The sequence below is a fragment of the Streptomyces durhamensis genome (assembly GCF_000725475.1).
GTDB classification, from domain to species: Bacteria; Actinomycetota; Actinomycetes; order Streptomycetales; family Streptomycetaceae; genus Streptomyces; species Streptomyces filipinensis.
Map to the genome: position 1 here is coordinate 82,983 of NZ_JNXR01000021.1, position 14,508 is coordinate 97,490.

Annotated in this window: 12 protein-coding genes; 8 read left to right on the plus strand and 4 right to left on the minus strand. The window is 71.9% G+C overall.

Going from position 1 to position 14,508, the window contains the following annotated elements; genetic code table 11:
- Window positions 1–14 precede the first annotated feature (14 nt).
- A complete protein-coding gene (locus IO33_RS0129745; protein ID WP_051927049.1) occupies window positions 15–1,190 on the plus strand; it encodes an acyltransferase family protein in 1,176 nt (391 codons plus the stop codon).
- 66 nt (window positions 1,191–1,256) lie between these two features.
- On the opposite strand, the gene IO33_RS0129750 is transcribed toward IO33_RS0129745, so the two are convergent.
- The 3 genes from IO33_RS0129750 to IO33_RS0129760 form a co-directional block, all read right to left on the minus strand.
- Complete coding sequence (locus IO33_RS0129750; protein ID WP_037686279.1) at window positions 1,257–2,246, minus strand: transketolase family protein; 990 nt, start codon at window positions 2,244–2,246, stop codon at window positions 1,257–1,259.
- A complete protein-coding gene (locus IO33_RS0129755) occupies window positions 2,243–3,073 on the minus strand; it encodes a transketolase (protein ID WP_107069403.1) in 831 nt (276 codons plus the stop codon). The genes IO33_RS0129750 and IO33_RS0129755 overlap by 4 nt, the downstream gene beginning before the upstream one ends.
- Window positions 3,074–3,254: 181 nt before the next feature.
- Window positions 3,255–4,607 carry an ATP-grasp domain-containing protein gene (locus IO33_RS0129760; protein WP_078963951.1) on the minus strand — a complete coding sequence of 451 codons (1,353 nt, stop codon included), beginning with the start codon at window positions 4,605–4,607 and terminating at the stop codon, window positions 3,255–3,257.
- Between the two features lie 227 nt (window positions 4,608–4,834).
- On the opposite strand from IO33_RS0129760, the gene IO33_RS0129765 reads away from it, so the two are divergent.
- Window positions 4,835–5,842, plus strand: coding sequence for an aldo/keto reductase (locus IO33_RS0129765; RefSeq protein ID WP_031170617.1), 1,008 nt, complete (start codon window positions 4,835–4,837; stop codon window positions 5,840–5,842).
- Between the two features lie 51 nt (window positions 5,843–5,893).
- On the opposite strand, the gene IO33_RS0129770 is transcribed toward IO33_RS0129765, so the two are convergent.
- The gene (locus tag IO33_RS0129770; protein WP_063765811.1) at window positions 5,894–6,583 is read right to left on the minus strand and encodes a response regulator transcription factor; all 690 of its coding nucleotides are present in this window, start codon (window positions 6,581–6,583) and stop codon (window positions 5,894–5,896) included.
- A 483-nt stretch (window positions 6,584–7,066) separates the two neighbouring features.
- Here IO33_RS0129770 and IO33_RS0129775 point away from each other — a divergent pair, with 483 nt between their 5' ends.
- From IO33_RS0129775 to IO33_RS0129800, 6 genes are all read left to right on the plus strand, one after another.
- Window positions 7,067–8,161 (plus strand): fatty acid desaturase family protein, encoded by a 1,095-nt coding sequence (locus tag IO33_RS0129775; protein ID WP_031170621.1) that lies wholly within the window; start codon window positions 7,067–7,069, stop codon window positions 8,159–8,161.
- 11 nt (window positions 8,162–8,172) lie between these two features.
- Entirely contained in the window at window positions 8,173–9,354 is a 1,182-nt protein-coding gene (locus IO33_RS0129780; protein WP_031170624.1) for an aminotransferase class V-fold PLP-dependent enzyme, read from the plus strand.
- Between the two features lie 17 nt (window positions 9,355–9,371).
- Window positions 9,372–10,625, plus strand: coding sequence for an ATP-grasp domain-containing protein (locus IO33_RS0129785; protein ID WP_031170626.1), 1,254 nt, complete (start codon window positions 9,372–9,374; stop codon window positions 10,623–10,625).
- Window positions 10,622–11,848: an MFS transporter gene (locus tag IO33_RS0129790; RefSeq protein WP_031170628.1), complete on the plus strand. Its 1,227-nt coding sequence runs from the start codon at window positions 10,622–10,624 to the stop codon at window positions 11,846–11,848. The genes IO33_RS0129785 and IO33_RS0129790 overlap by 4 nt, the downstream gene beginning before the upstream one ends.
- Before the next feature lie 14 nt (window positions 11,849–11,862).
- Window positions 11,863–13,176, plus strand: coding sequence for an aspartate kinase (locus IO33_RS0129795; protein ID WP_107069404.1), 1,314 nt, complete (start codon window positions 11,863–11,865; stop codon window positions 13,174–13,176).
- Window positions 13,177–13,517: 341 nt separating this feature from the next.
- Window positions 13,518–14,471, plus strand: coding sequence for an MBL fold metallo-hydrolase (locus tag IO33_RS0129800; RefSeq protein ID WP_078963953.1), 954 nt, complete (start codon window positions 13,518–13,520; stop codon window positions 14,469–14,471).
- Window positions 14,472–14,508 lie beyond the last annotated feature (37 nt).

Sequence of the window (14,508 nt, forward strand, 5' to 3'; positions counted from 1 at the left end):
CGAGAGGAACCATCATGCCGATCCAGCATGCCGGCGAGGTCAGACACAAACACAGACCGAAACTGCCCTCGCTCACCGGACTGCGGTTCCACGCCGCGGCGTTCGTCTTTCTCTACCACGCCTCCCGCCCCGAAATACTGGGCGTCTTCCAGGACGGGGCATTCGCCGACGGATACGCGCACACGTTCAGGAAAATCGGCTTCGCGGGAGTGTCCTTCTTCTTCATCCTCAGCGGATTCGTACTGGCCTGGTCGGCGCGGCCGAACGACACACTCCGCGACTTCTACCGGCGCCGGCTGCTGAAGATATTCCCCAACCACGTGGTGATGTGGGCCGTCGCGCTCTGGTACTTCTCCACCACGGCCCTCGCGCACCCCATGGTGTGGTGGCCCAACCTCCTCCTCGTCCACTGCTGGATACCCCGCCCGGACACGGTCGTCAGCCTCAACCAGCCCAGCTGGTCGCTGTGCAGCGAACTGCTCTTCTACCTTCTCTTCCCGCTGCTGTGGCGCGTGGTACGCGGCATCCCGGCCGGCCGCCTGTGGATGTGCTTCGCCCTCACCTTCGCGGCCCTGCTGGCCACCCAGATGAGCATCGACGCATGGGTCTCGCCCACCCCCCGCCTGCCGGACTGGCCGATGGGCCAGACACAGGCGTGGCTCGGCTACAACTTCCCGCCGCTGCGCCTCTTCGAGTTCGTCCTGGGCATGCTCATGGCCCGGCTCCTGGCGCAGGGACACCGCATCTCCTGGGGCATCGCGCCCACCCTGGCCCTGACCGCGGCCGGTTACGCGCTCACCCTGGCCGTGCCGTGGCAGTACGGCTTCAACGTGATCCTGGCCGTCCCGCTGTCCCTGCTGGTGGGGGCGATCGCGACCGCCGATCTCACCGGGCGCCGCACCGGCCTGCGAGGCCGCTGGCCCACCCTGCTCGGCGAGGTGTCGTTCGCCTTCTACCTGGTGCACTTCATGGTCCTCGTCGCCGTCCACGACCTGCTGCGGGGACGGACGTTCCACCCGGCGGCCGGGCTCGCCGTCATCGCGCTCGCCTTCGTCGCCGCCCAGCTGCTCAGCTGGCTGCTCTACGCGTGCGTGGAACGCCCCGTCATGCGCCGGTGGGCCGGCGGCGCCAGGAGCGGCGGCCACGACCCGGCGCCCACCCGGCCACAGCTGGTGGACCAGCAGCTGTGAGGTCCGCACCCCACCCAGGCCGCCCGCTGCCCGCCCGCGCCCCCGGCGAGCGGCGGGCGGGCCGCCTCAGGCCAGGACGTCCAGCGCCTGCGCGACCGCGTTGTCCACGTTGATCCCGGCGTGGTGCAGCAAGTACTCCTCCCCGCCCACCAGGTCGTAGTGCACGTCCGGCACCCCGATCCGCCGCACCGGCGGGCCCCCGGCCTCGGCCACCACCTCACAGACCGCGCCCCCCAGGCCGCCCAGGGCGCGGTGGTCCTCGATGGTCACCACGACCTCGGCGTTGGCGCTCGCGTGCAGCACGGCCTCACTGTCGAGCGGCTTGACCGTGTGCATGTTCAGATGCCCGGCACTCACGCCCCGCCCGGCCAGTTCGCGCGCCGCCCGGGCCGCGACCAGGTTGGGGTGGGGGCCGGTGGCGATGAACAGCACCCGCCCGCCCTCGCGCAGCACGCTCGCCCGGCCCAGCACGAACTCGGTGCGCTCCGCGTACAGCGCGGTCGTGGCCTGCCGCCCCAGCCGCAGATACACCGGCCCCGGATCCTCGGCGATCGCCACGGTGGCCTGCGCGGCCTGCCAGGCGTCCGCCGGCACCACCACCGTCATGTTCGGCAGCATCCGGATCACACCGATGTCCTCCAGCGAGTGGTGCGTCGGCCCGTAGTGACCCGACGCCAGGCCCGCGTGCGTCCCCACGATCTTGACCGGAAGGTCCGCGCCGGCCACATCGATCTTGATCTGTTCGTAGGCCCGGGCGATCGCGAACGGGCTCATGCCGTTGGCGAACACCGGCCGCGCGGACACCGTCATCCCGGCGGCGACACCGATCATGTTCTGCTCGGCGATACCGAGGTCCACGTGCTGGCGCGGCAGTTCGAGCGCGAAGTGGTCCTCGAAGTTCATGTCGGCGCTCACACACGCCAGGTTCGGGTTCTCCCGCCCGAGCGCGAGCAGCATCATGGCGTACGCGTCACGGCTCTGGATCGTCGAGCGGTTCTCCCAGACATGGTCGAGGACCTCCGCGACGGTGCGGCGCACGGCGATGTCGGAGCTCATGCCTGTCCGCCCTCCAAGACCGCCAGGGCCGCCCGCCGCGCCTGCTCGTCCAGGGTCGCCGAATGACTCTGCTTGGTGTCCTGCAGGCCGGGAACCCCGCGCGCCTTGACCGTGTCCGCGATGACCACCGTCGGCCGGCCCCGCTCCACCGGCCCGGTCAGGGCCGCACGGATCTGCTCGTGGTCGTGCCCGTCGACCGTGAGCACGCGCCAGCCGAAACCGGCCCACTTGCCGGCCAGCGGTTCGAGCGACATGCACTCGTCGGTACGGCCGCTGATCTGCCAGCCGTTGCGGTCGACGATCGCGATCAGGTTGTCCACGCCGTGATGCGCCGCCGCCATCGCCGCCTCCCAGTTGGAGCCCTCCTGCAGCTCCCCGTCGCCGAGGATCACAAAGGCCCGCTTGTCATGGCCGAAGCGCCGCCCGGCGAGCGCCACCCCCAGACCCAGCGGCAGCCCGTGCCCCAGCGCACCGGTGGAGAAGTCCACCCCCGGAAGACGCTTCATGGGGTGCCCGCCCAGCCGGCTGTCCTCCTCCGCGTAGGTGGCCAGCTCCGACTCCGGGATGACCCCCGTCGAGGCGAGCACCGCGTACAGGCCCGCGGACGCCTGACCCTTGCTCAGGATCAGGTGGTCACGGTCGTGCGAGGTCCCCACGCCCGCCGGGTCGCGCAGCACCTCCGCGTACAGCACGGCCAGCAGGTCGGCGATCGACATGCTGCCGCCGATGTGCACACCGTTGGGCGATGCGCTCATCTCGATGACCTTGCGCCGGATCTGCACGGCGAGTTGTTCCGCCACGGTCTGCGGTGGCGTCTGTGTGAGCATGCTTGATCCCTCCGAAAGCCGTCCGGTGTCTGTGTGCTGCGGCGGGCGCCGCCGCGCCTTCAAGGGCCGCGGGCGCCCGGGGCGCCGCACGCGAGCGCCGCCGGCCCGCGGCCGATCCGCGGTTCGCCGGCGACGCTCGCGCGCGGCCCCCGAAAGGGGGGTGCGCTGTCGTGGCAGGACGTCACACGACGCCGCACACCCTGCGCGGAGACGCGGTGCGGACCTCGAAGAGCGATTCCCGCACGGACTCGATGAACACGTAGTCCAGCTCCAGCGTGACCGGGTCCTCGTGCGTCAAGAACACCCGCAGCGGGCTGGTGAGCAGGTCATGGGTGGGCACGATGACGTCGCCGGGCCGGCGCTTGACCACGAGGTCCACCACCGAGGGCCGCTCGCGGATCTCCTCCACCAGCGCCTCGTCGACCGAGACCACCGTGCCCGACAGGGTCGTCGGCGCGTTGTACACGACGGCCGGCTGACGCCTGTCGTACACCCCGTCGCCGTACCGCGCGAGGAACTCCCCGGGACGCAGATAGGCCAGGGCCGTCAGATCGGCGCTGTTCACGCCGATCGCCGTGTCGTGGAACGCGGGGTGCAGGTGCCCGTTGACCCGCGCACCGACCTCCACCAGAGCCGGCCCCTCGTCGGTGACGATCAGTTCGGTGTGCGCCGGCCCGTTACGGATGCGCAGCACCTCCAGCAGGCTGCGGGTGTAGCCGATCAGCGTCTGGACCACGGGAGTGCTCGCCGGCAGCAGGATGTCGCGGTTGTACAGCGGCTTCCCGTTGGGCAGCAGCCGCTTTTCGTACTGCCACACACCGCACACGAAGGCATGGCCGTCGACGCTCACGGTGTCGACGATGTACTCCGTGCCCTCCAGATAACTCTGCACGAGCACCTCGGTGTTGGCCCCGTTGAAGACGGTCGTGCTCGACAGCACCGACCGGAACGCCGAGCGCAGCGTGTCGGCGTTGCGGCAGACGGTGACCCCGTCCGTGGAGGCGGAGGCCAGCGGTTTCGCCACGCACGGCCAGTGCCCGTTCGCCTCGGCCCACGCGACGGCCTCCTCGGCGTCGTCGGTGAGCAGCTGCCGCGCGGTACGCAGCCCCGCCGCCGAGACCGTCTCGATCATCTTGTACTTGTCGCGGCGCGCATCGGAGAACGTCGTGCCGTTGGTCCGCACGTCCAGCGCCTCGCTGAGCCGGTCCGCGAGCAGGACACCCGGCTCCTGGCCGGGCAGCACGAACAGCGGCTCGATCTCCTTGAGCGTCCGCTCGGTGCTGCCGTCCGCGGCGTAGACCAGCTGGTCGAGGTAGGCGGTGCGGTCCCACGGCTGCATACGGGTGATCGGTTCGGCGGAGCTCTGCACATGGATCACCTCCGCCCCCAGCCGGTTGAACGCCGCAGGCAGGTAGTTCCCGGTCCCGTAGGCGTCGACGAGGACACCGACCGCACGGCCCCTGGCCCTGCGCACCACCTCCGCGGAGCGCTCCGCCAGCTCCTCGGTACCCCTGCCCACGGTCAGCTCAGTCATCGGGTCCTCCCGCTGTCGGGTCATCACGGTCTGCGATCACCCAACGTAGGAACCGGGACATGCGGGGGAGCACCGGTCTACGACTTGAGTCACATGAGGTCACCCCCAAAGGCACACGCCCCGCGCCCCGGTGACCGGTTTTCACCCGAACACCGCCCGCCACCCCCCACGCCGGGTAGCGTGGCGGGCACTTCGCGGATCCCCCCACCCCCCTTGAAAGGTGCCCGATGTCCTACTCGGCCGACGTGAGCCGCTACGACCGCATGTCCTACCGGCGCGCCGGGCGCAGCGGGCTGCTGCTGCCACCGCTGTCCCTGGGGCTCTGGCACAACTTCGGACCCGACCGCCCGGCCGACACCCAGCGCGCCCTTCTGCTGCGCGCCTTCGACCTGGGCATCACCCACTTCGACCTCGCCAACAACTACGGCCGGCCGGTGTTCGGATACGCGGAGACCCGCTTCGGACAGGTCCTCAAGAGCGACCTGCACGGCTACCGGGACGAGATCGTCATCTCCACCAAGGCCGGCTACGAGGGCTGGCCCGGCCCCTACGGCATCGGCGGCTCCCGCAAGTACCTGATGGCCTCGCTCGAACGCAGCCTGCGCCGGCTCGGCGTCGACCACGTCGACATCTTCTACTCCCACCGCCCCGACGCGGACACCCCCGTCGAGGAGACCATGGGAGCCCTCGCGGACGCCGTACGCCAGGGCAAGGCCCTGTACGCGGGCATCTCCAACTACTCCCCGGACCAGACCCGCCAGGCCGCCCAGGCGCTCGCCGCCGGCGGCGTACCCCTGACACTGCACCAGCACCGCTACTCGATGTTCGACCGGACGCCCGAGCAGGGACTGTTCGCCGAACTGGAACGGCTCGGCACCGGCGCCACCGTCTTCTCCCCGCTCGCCCAGGGCCTGCTGACCGACCGCTACCTGGGCGGCACCGTGGCATCGGACAGCCGCGCCGCGACCAGCATGTTCCTGTCCGCCGACGACATCACCGACACCTACCTGCAGCGGGCCAAGGCACTCAACGCCCTGGCCGGCGAAAGGGGCCAGAGCCTGGCGCAGCTCGCCCTCAGCTGGGTGCTGCACCGGCCGCAGGTCACCTCCGCGGTCATCGGGGCCAGCAGCGTCGCCCAACTGGACGCCAACGTCGCCGCATTGGACGCCCCACCGCTGAGCGAGCAGGAACTGGCCGCCATCGAACCGTACGCGGTCCACAGCACCCAAGCGTGACCCTGTGCCGCGGCCCGGCGGGCCGGTGCCCGCCCGGGCCGCGGACGTCCTTCAGGTCGCCACGCGCAGCCGGCGCGCACCGGGGGTGTCACCGGGGTGGATGAGCCGCATGGAGGCGGCCTTGTTCACCGCGTCCAGCCGGCTGACCGCGCCGAGCTTCTCGAAGATGTTGCTCAGATGCCGCTTGACGGTGCCCTCCGCGATCCCCAGCCGGACGGCGATCTGACGGTTGCTCAGGGCCGCCGCCGCATGCGTGAGGACCTCCACCTCACGCGCCGACAGCTCCGCCCCGTACGCCGGGCCGGTGCCGGCCGCGCGCAGCGGGCCCTGGTGCAGCGGCAGCGTCACCGTCTGGTACAGGCGGGCCCCGCGCTGCGCGCGCACGGCGTCCACGACCGTGCCGTAGCCGATGCTCTTGTGCAGGTAGCCGTGGATCCCCAGATCCAGCAGGCACTGCACCAGACGCGGCTGCTCCAGCATGGACAGCACCAGCACCCGGCAGGCCGGTATGCCGTGCAGCAGGCGGTTGACGAGGGCCTCCCGGTCGTCGACGGGGGCCATCTGCACGTCGAGGACCACCAGGTCGGGACGCACCCGGGCGACCAGAGTGAACAGCTCCGCCACCTGACCCGTCTGGCCCACGACCTCGATGCCGGGCTCCGTGTCCAGCAGCGCGCACAGGGACTCGCGCAGCAGTCTCTGCTCGTCCGCGATCACAATGCGCAAGGATGCGTGGGGCATGGCAGGCAGCACTCCTGTTTTCCGAGTGAGTGGTCTGGTTTCGGCGTCGGCAATCGGCCCCATCGAATTGGCCATCGCCGGTGCCGGCAGGCCGGGGGCGGAATCCATTCGGGGTGACGGAAAATCCCGCGTCCCCATCGAAACCGTGGATTTCCACGTCCGCGGTGCGCCCGAATCACGTTAGTGGCGTCCACTACGCGGGCCTATACGCGCACATCACCAATACCTGTGAAAGGTTCCCGGATCGGTCCCGATCCGTCAACGGCAGGCGAGCGCAAGGGTATACGGCTGCGTCGTGACCGTGCCGGACCCGGCCGGCCGCCGCACCCGGATGTGCCTTTGAGCGCGGTGGCGTGTGCCGGAAGTCGTAGCACCGCCGGCCGGGACCGTTCAGGCGCCCTACGTTCCTGGAGTTCCCGGGCCGGCGAGGTCCGCCGATGACAGGGAGGAATGCCGATGGCGCCCTCGAGTCAATCTCCCACGATGCGAGGACACCTCGACTACGACTTCAGCAAGATCACCCCGGAGGTCCGCAAACGACTGCGGCCCCTGGGCACACTCGACAACTGGCACGCGGTCCTCGCGATCCTCGCGGACTACGCGGGCGTCGCCGTGGCGGTCTGGGCCTGCCTGACCCTGTCCTGGTGGCTGTATCCGCTCGCCCTGATCCTCATCGGCTCGACGCAGCGCGCGATGGTCAACCTGCTGCACGAGTCGTCGCACAAGGTGCTCAGCCGCAACCCCGTCCTCAACCTGATGCTGGGCACGGTCTTCTCCGGCTACCTGGTCTTCCACCTGTACTCGCCCTACCGGACCAGCCACATCGGCTTCCACCACCGCTACCTGGGCGACCCGGACAAGGACCCGGACTACGAGTTCCACCGGGACCTGGGCCTGTACGACCCGCACAAGTCGGACGGGCGGTTCTTCCTGGAGAACATCGCCTTCGCCGTCCTCGGCCTGCGCACCCTCGCGTACCTCAGGTACATCGTCCGCGACCGCATCTTCTACAAGGGCCCCCAGACCAACGTCTCCATGCCGATCAGCCTGCGGGCGGAACGGGTGGTCTTCGCCGCGCAGTGGCTGCTGATCACGGCCGTGTGCGCCGCCACCGCCACGCTCCACCTGCTGCTGCTCTTCTGGATCGTGCCGCTGTTCACCAGCGCGGTCGCGGTGGGCTGGCTGTCGGAGCTCGCCGAGCACTACCCCATGCCCGAGAGCGAGCGCAGCCAGCTGCTGATGACCCGCAACCGTCATGGCTGGGCCGTCGAGAACTACCTGCTCGGCCGGCACCACGACAACTACCACCTGGTGCACCACCTGAACATGAGCATCCCGTTCTGGAACATGAAGCGCGCCCACCGCATCCTGCTCGACGACCCCACCTACGCCCGCTGGGACGCCCTGTGGGGCGGCATCGTCACCCGCGCCAAGGACAGGGCCGGGGCGGAGACGGTGGTGACCTACGCCGCGAAGTACCGTGCCTGGCGCCGCGCCGGGGGCGACCCCCAGGCGGCCTCACCCACCTTCGCCGAGGTGCTCGCCCTCGCGCACACCCAGCCGGCCGAGAGCGTGTGAGGGAGGCGTCGGTGACCGGACAGACCTACACCACCGAGTGGCGTTCCTACCTCAACACGGCCGGCTCCGGCCTGCAGAGCCGCGAGACCCGCAAGGCGGTGGCCGACTACCTCACGCTGGAGGGGGTGATCGGCTCCTACTTCGCCGAACGCGCCTATGCGGAGGTGACCGAGGACGGCGTGTACCGCAGCCTCGCCGAGTTGTTCAACTGCCCGCAGGACGCGGTCGCGATGTCGGACTCGGCGACCCGCGCCTGGCACAGCGCCGTGGCCGGTCTGTCCCTGACCGAACGCGACATCGTGTGGACGACGCCGTACGAGTGGGCCGGCAACCTGCTCTTCCTGAAGAACGCGCAACGAGCGGCCGGCTTCTCGATCCAGGAGATCCCGCTCACCGAGGCCGGCGACGTGGACGTGGAGTGGTGCCGGCACCACATCGACGACCGGGTCGCCCTGCTGTCGCTGACACACATGCCCTCGTGCACCGGCGTCGTCACCCCGCTGGCACCGTTCTCGCAGCTCGTCCGCGACCGGCGCACCCTGCTCACCGTCGACGCCTGCCAGTCGGCCGGGCAGATCCCGATCGACCTGGCGGCCACACCGGTCGACCTGCTCACGGCCACCGGCAAGAAGTCACTGCTGGGCCCGCGCGGCACCGGCTTCGCGGTGATGTCCGAGCGCTTTCGCCAGGCGGCCGAACCGGTCAGCGTCGATGTGCACACCCATGCCTTCGTCCCCGGCGGCGACATCCGCCACCTCACCGGCAGCGCCCGCCGCTTCGAACTCGGCGAGAAGAGCGTGGCGTCCTTCGTCGGCCTCGATGTGGCCCTGCGGCAGGCCCGCTCCAACGACTTCGACCGGATGGCCGGCCTGTCGCGGCAACTGCGGGAGAGGGCCGGGCAGATCCCCGGACTGCGGGTGCACGCCCCCGGCACCCACCACACCGGCATCATCTGCGTCACCCACGCCCGCCTGGCCTCCGAGCCGCTGTGGCGGCAACTGTGCCGGGCGGGCGTCGCCTGCTGGCTGATCGACGGCGCGCACACCCCCCGCTACCTGCTGCGCCGCGGCATCCGCCAGGCGGTGCGGCTCGCCGTCGGCCCGCGCACGACGCCCCAGGAGATCGACTACGCGATCGGAGTCCTCGAAGAGATCGCCGGCCGTACGGCCGCGGTGCCCGTCTTGGCCCGGTGACAGGAGAAGAGGCCGACATGAAGAAGATCATCATTCTCGGAGTCAACGCGACAAGCGCCAAGTACGTACCCGCCGCGCTGCGTTCGGCGGGATTCGAACCCGTCTTCCTGGCCGACGCCGACGCGTTCGCCGGCGCGGCCGCACAAAGCCTTGGCGACTGCGCCTGCTACCCGGTGGACATCCAGGACCGGGCCGCGGTCCTGCGCCTGCTGGCCCACGACACGTCGATCACCGACGAGGCGTTCGCCATCACCGGCCTGTACGACGAGAAGTTCCCGCTCATCGCGCAGATCGCCGCCACCTACGGCCTGCACGGCCCGGAACCGGTCGCGGTGCGCCTGGCCTCCAAGGCCGAAGTCGCCGCGCTCATACCGGAGTTCAGCCCCCCGACCATCCGCTTCACCGGCGCCCGGGCGGCCCGGCTGGCCGTCGACCCGGCCGCCCTGACCCCGGCGCCCCACGGCTACGTCCTCAAGCCGGCCGAGCAGGCCGGCGGGCGCGGGGCGACGCGTCTGCCGCAGGGCGCCGGGCCCGTGGACGTGTGGAACGCGGTGGCCGCCACCGGCCTGGCACAGGACGCGGCCCAGCCCTGGGTGGTACAGGCGGACATCCGCGGACCGCTGTTCAGCCTGGAGGGCTACGTCAGCGACGGCCGGATCGTGTTCATCGACTTCTCCCAGCGCGGGCGCATCGCCTGGACGGAGGTGAGCAACCTGCTGCCCGCCGACCGCCGGCTGCCGCGCGGCGTCGAGGACCGGTGCAAGGCGGCGGTCACGGCGCTCGTCGAGCGCTCCGGCCTGTCCCAGGGCTACTTCCACTGCGAGTTCCTGGTCGACGGCACACGGCCGTACCTCATCGACGCCAACGTCGGACGCCTCGGCGGCGGCGCCATCGTCGAGCAGCTCGCGCTCTCCCACGGCCTGGACCCGGTCGAGATCCTCGCCCATGTGCTGACCCTGGGCCTGCCGGCCGCCGGGACCAGCCCGGCACCCGCCTACGGCACCTTGGGCAGCGGCCGGTCCACCCTGTCGTACTACTACGGCCTCGAAGGAGGCGGGCGCGTCACCTCGGTGTCCGTGCCGGACGACGGGAGCTGCCTGCACACCCAGGTCGTCCCGGACGGCCACCGCGTGGGCCCCGTGGGCACCGGCGACGCCGTCTGGATCGGGATGCTGACCGGGCTCACCAGCGACGTGGCCCGGGAGATCGAGAACGTCGTGGTCCACACCGACGACGGTCCGCGCCGGCCGGCCTGGGCGGCGCCGTCATGACCGGCCTGCGCGGCGCGCCGCCCGGCGGCTGGACGATCTACGTCGTCCGCTTCCTCACCTACAGCACCTGGGGCGTCCTGTACCCGTTCTTCACCGTGTGGCTGCTGGACCAGCGGCTGTTCTCGACCGCGGACTGCGGGCTGGTCACCGGCGCCGCGGTGCTGGCCAACCGGCTCGGCTCGCTGGCGTTCGTCCGCGTGCTGCCACCGGGCGGGGAGCGCCGCTCCATCATCGGTTCGCAGATCGCGATGGGGCTGGCCGCGGCCGTGATGTGCGCGATGGCGCTGCTCGCCGTTAGCTCCCTCATCGGCTGGATGCTGGTCTCGGCGGCCTTCGGCCTGGCCGGCTCGCTGGCCACGCTGGCCCAACTCACCCTGATCGTCCACCAGTTCGGCCCCCAGGAGGCCCGCCGGGCCTTCTCCTACGAGAACGTCGCACTGAACGCCGCCGGCGGCCTGGCCCCCTTCGTGTCCTCGCTGGCCTACGCCGCCACGGGCCGGCTGTACGCACTGGCCCCGATCGGCTTCGCCGTGCTCGCGGGCGTCCTGGCCACGCGCCTGGCCCCGGCCGCCGGCCCGGCCGCCCGGACACCCGCCACCACGCCGGACACCCCGGCCCTGCCGCGCGGCGCGGTCCTGCTGCTGGGCGCCAAGTTCCTGACCACCGTGACCTACGCGCAGTTCTACGGCCTGTTCGCCGCCTACGCGAGCCCGCGCCTGGGGCCGCAGAGCGTGGGTGTGCTCTTCGCCTTCGCCTCCGTCGCCATCGTGGTGCTGCAGTCACTGGTGACCCGGTGCTCGCGCGGCGCCGGGGAGCCGGCCCTCATCGTGGTCGCCAACCTGGCGTTGGGGGCGGGAACCGCGCTGCTCGTGGCCCCCGAGGGCGGCATGGCGCTGATGTTCCTGGCCGTGATCGCCATCACCATCGGCGAGATGATCTACGTCCCGGTCTACCAGGCGCTGGCGGTGGCCGTCGCCGGCGGCCGCACCAGCCTCGCCGTCGGCGCCCTGACCTTCGTCGCGGGCCTGGCCGAATCCCTCGCGGTGATGACGGGACTGTGGCTCATCGGCGCCGGCCTCGGCGCCGTGCCGTTCCTGGCCGGAGCCGGCACGGCCGCGGCCGTCGTCGTGCTCGCCGCCGTCTTCCACCACCGCTTCGCCGCCATGGCGGCCACCGCCGAGGCCGCGCCCGCGGCCCGGCGCACCGCCACCACCACTACGTGACAGGAAGGGGCATCGTGGCATCCGCACCCTCCCTCACCCAGCGCCCCGCCGGGCGACGGCCGATCCGCGTCCTGAAGTTCGGCGGGACCTCGATGGGGAGCACCCCCGAGCGGCTCGCCCGCATCGCGGGCATCGTCGCCGACGCGCACCGGCACGCCGGTGTCGTGGTGGTCGTCTCCGCCCGGGGGGACATGACCGACCGGCTCATCGACGAGGCCCGCACCGCGAGCACCGCACCGCCGGGCAGGGAACTCGACCAGCTGCTGGCCACCGGAGAAGCACGTTCGGCCGCCCTGCTGGCCATGGCCCTGCACGAGGCGCACGTACCCGCCGTCTCCCTGCTCGGGGCGCAGGCCGGCTTCGAGGTGTGCGGCAGGCACACCGACGGGCGCATCAGGCACATCGACACCGCCCGGGTCCGCCAGGTGCTGGAGCGCGGCGAGGTCGCCGTCGTGGCCGGCTTCCAGGGCCGCAACGCGGCCGGCGACGTCACCACCCTGGGCCGGGGCGGCTCCGACACCTCCGCCGTCGCCCTGGCCGTCGCGCTCGGCGCCGCCGACTGCGAGATCTACACCGACGTCGACGGGATCTACTCGGCCGACCCGCGCCTCGTGCCCGGCGCCCGGCTGCTGCCGGTCGTCCGCAACAGCGTCATGGCGGAGATGGCCTACGCCGGCGCCCGCGTGCTGCACACACGCTCGGTGGAACTGGCCGGCCGCGCGGGCGTCGACATCCACGTACGCAGCGCCTTCAACCATCGCCCGGGGACCGTCGTGGTCTCCGAACCGGAGGGAGCAGACACAGCCATGCTGGAAGCCGAAGACCGCGTGGTCGCCGTGTCCCACGAGCCGGGCAACGCCCGGATCACGATCGTCGCCGTGTGCCCGGACGCCCCGCTGCGCGGGACGGAAGTCCTCGCCCTGCTGGCCGACGTGTCCGTGCCGGTCGACGTGATGACCAGGTTCACCGACAGGTCGGGGCGGCACGGCTGGGACTTCACCGTCCCGGCCAAGGACGTCGAGACGGTGACGAGCCTGCTCACCACCCTGCCCGGCCGCCTCGCCGTCGACGCCGCCGTGGCGAAGGTGTCGCTCGTGGGCACCGGTTTGATGAGCGACCCGCGCACCGTCGGGCGGATGCTGAACGCGCTGCTCGCCAGGGGCATCGACCCGCTGTCCCTGGCCACCTCCCAGAGCCGTATCTCCGCGACGGTGGCCGAGGCGGACTGCGCCCGCGCCGTGACGGTCCTGCACGAGGAGTTCCTGTCCGGCCCCGTCCTGCGGGAGGCGCTGCTCCCGGCGACGGTCGCGGTCGGCCCGCGCGCCTGAGGCGGTGTCCGCGGCCGCGGGCGCGCGGCCACCCTGAGGCACCCGCCCGCCGGTGACGGCCCGGCCCGCGCACCGGCCCGATGCCCCGCTGCACGCCGGGGCGTTGCCGCACACCGCGGCGGCCGGCTCCACGCGGCCCGAGCCCGACGCCGAGGGGATCCAGCCGCCGCGCGCGTCGGTGCCGGCCGCACCGGATCACGGCCCGCGGCGCGGGCCCGCCCGCAAGGGGGCGGCCGCCGGGCCGGCGGGACAGGGCGGCGACGGCGCCGCCGAGGGGGTCGCCGGACACGTCCCGCAGCTTTCCAGTGTGCTTCCCCGCCCGTGGCTGAAAGGGGCCCTTCATGACCAAGCCGGAACTGCTGCGCACCGGGCACCGCCGCCACTCGCCGGTGCCGCAGGCCTGTGGGACCGAGATCGCCGACGGAGTGTTCGCCTGCACCCCGCCCGGCGAGGGCTGGTGTCTGAACAACGCGGGCCTGATCACGGGGCCCGAGGGGGTGACCGCCATCGACACGGTGGCCACCGCACCGCGCTCGCTGGCCCTGCGCGCGTTCACGGAGGCGCTGCGCGCGGGCCCGGTCCGCGCCGTCGTCAACACCCACCACCACGGCGGACACACCTTCGGCAACGCGCTCTTCCCCGGCGCGACCGTCATCGCGCACTCGCTGGCCCGCAGCGAGATGGCGGAGAGCGGCCTGGCCCTGACGCAGCTGTGGCCCGACGCGGAGTGGGGCGAGATCCGTCTCGTTCTGCCGTCGGTCGTCTTCGACGAGCGCCTGACCCTGTACAGCGGGGACCGCCGGATCGAACTCGTCTTCTGCGGACCGGCGCACACCACCAACGACGTGGTCGCGTGGCTGCCGGACGACGGGGTGCTGTTCACCGGGGACGTGGCGCTGTCCGGGGCCACCCCGTGCACCCTGGCGGGGTCGGTGGAGGGGGCGCTGCGGGCCGTGGCGACACTGCGGGCCTTCGGCGCCCGCACGATCGTCTGCGGACGCGGCCCCGTCTGCGGCCCGGAGGTCCTCGACGAGACGGAGGCCTATCTGCGGTGGGTCCAGATCATCGCGATGGAGGGCTGGCAGCAGGGGCTGACCCCGATGGAGACCGCCAGGGAGGCCGGAGCGGGCGACTTCGGCCATCTGCTCGACCCCGAGCGCACCGTCGGCAACCTGCACCGCGCCTACGCCGAACTCGACGGCGGCGCGCTGGGCCGGCCCCTGGAACTGCCGCCGGTCTTCGCGGAGATGGCGGAGCACAACGGGGGCGTCCTCCCCGCCTGCCTGGCCTGCTGAGCACCACCCACACCGCCCCCATACACAACCGGATGGT

What these genes read in the sequence shown, in the direction of transcription:
- IO33_RS0129745 (WP_051927049.1), top strand. Translation starts at nt 15, where the DNA reads ATGCCGATCCAGCATGCCGGCGAGGTCAGACACAAACACAGACCGAAA.
- IO33_RS0129750 (WP_037686279.1), bottom strand. Translation starts at nt 2,246, where the DNA reads ATGAGCTCCGACATCGCCGTGCGCCGCACCGTCGCGGAGGTCCTCGAC.
- IO33_RS0129755 (WP_107069403.1), bottom strand. Translation starts at nt 3,073, where the DNA reads ATGCTCACACAGACGCCACCGCAGACCGTGGCGGAACAACTCGCCGTG.
- IO33_RS0129760 (WP_078963951.1), bottom strand. Translation starts at nt 4,607, where the DNA reads ATGACTGAGCTGACCGTGGGCAGGGGTACCGAGGAGCTGGCGGAGCGC.
- IO33_RS0129765 (WP_031170617.1), top strand. Translation starts at nt 4,835, where the DNA reads ATGTCCTACTCGGCCGACGTGAGCCGCTACGACCGCATGTCCTACCGG.
- IO33_RS0129770 (WP_063765811.1), bottom strand. Translation starts at nt 6,583, where the DNA reads ATGCCCCACGCATCCTTGCGCATTGTGATCGCGGACGAGCAGAGACTG.
- IO33_RS0129775 (WP_031170621.1), top strand. Translation starts at nt 7,067, where the DNA reads ATGCGAGGACACCTCGACTACGACTTCAGCAAGATCACCCCGGAGGTC.
- IO33_RS0129785 (WP_031170626.1), top strand. Translation starts at nt 9,372, where the DNA reads ATGAAGAAGATCATCATTCTCGGAGTCAACGCGACAAGCGCCAAGTAC.
- IO33_RS0129790 (WP_031170628.1), top strand. Translation starts at nt 10,622, where the DNA reads ATGACCGGCCTGCGCGGCGCGCCGCCCGGCGGCTGGACGATCTACGTC.
- IO33_RS0129800 (WP_078963953.1), top strand. Translation starts at nt 13,518, where the DNA reads ATGACCAAGCCGGAACTGCTGCGCACCGGGCACCGCCGCCACTCGCCG.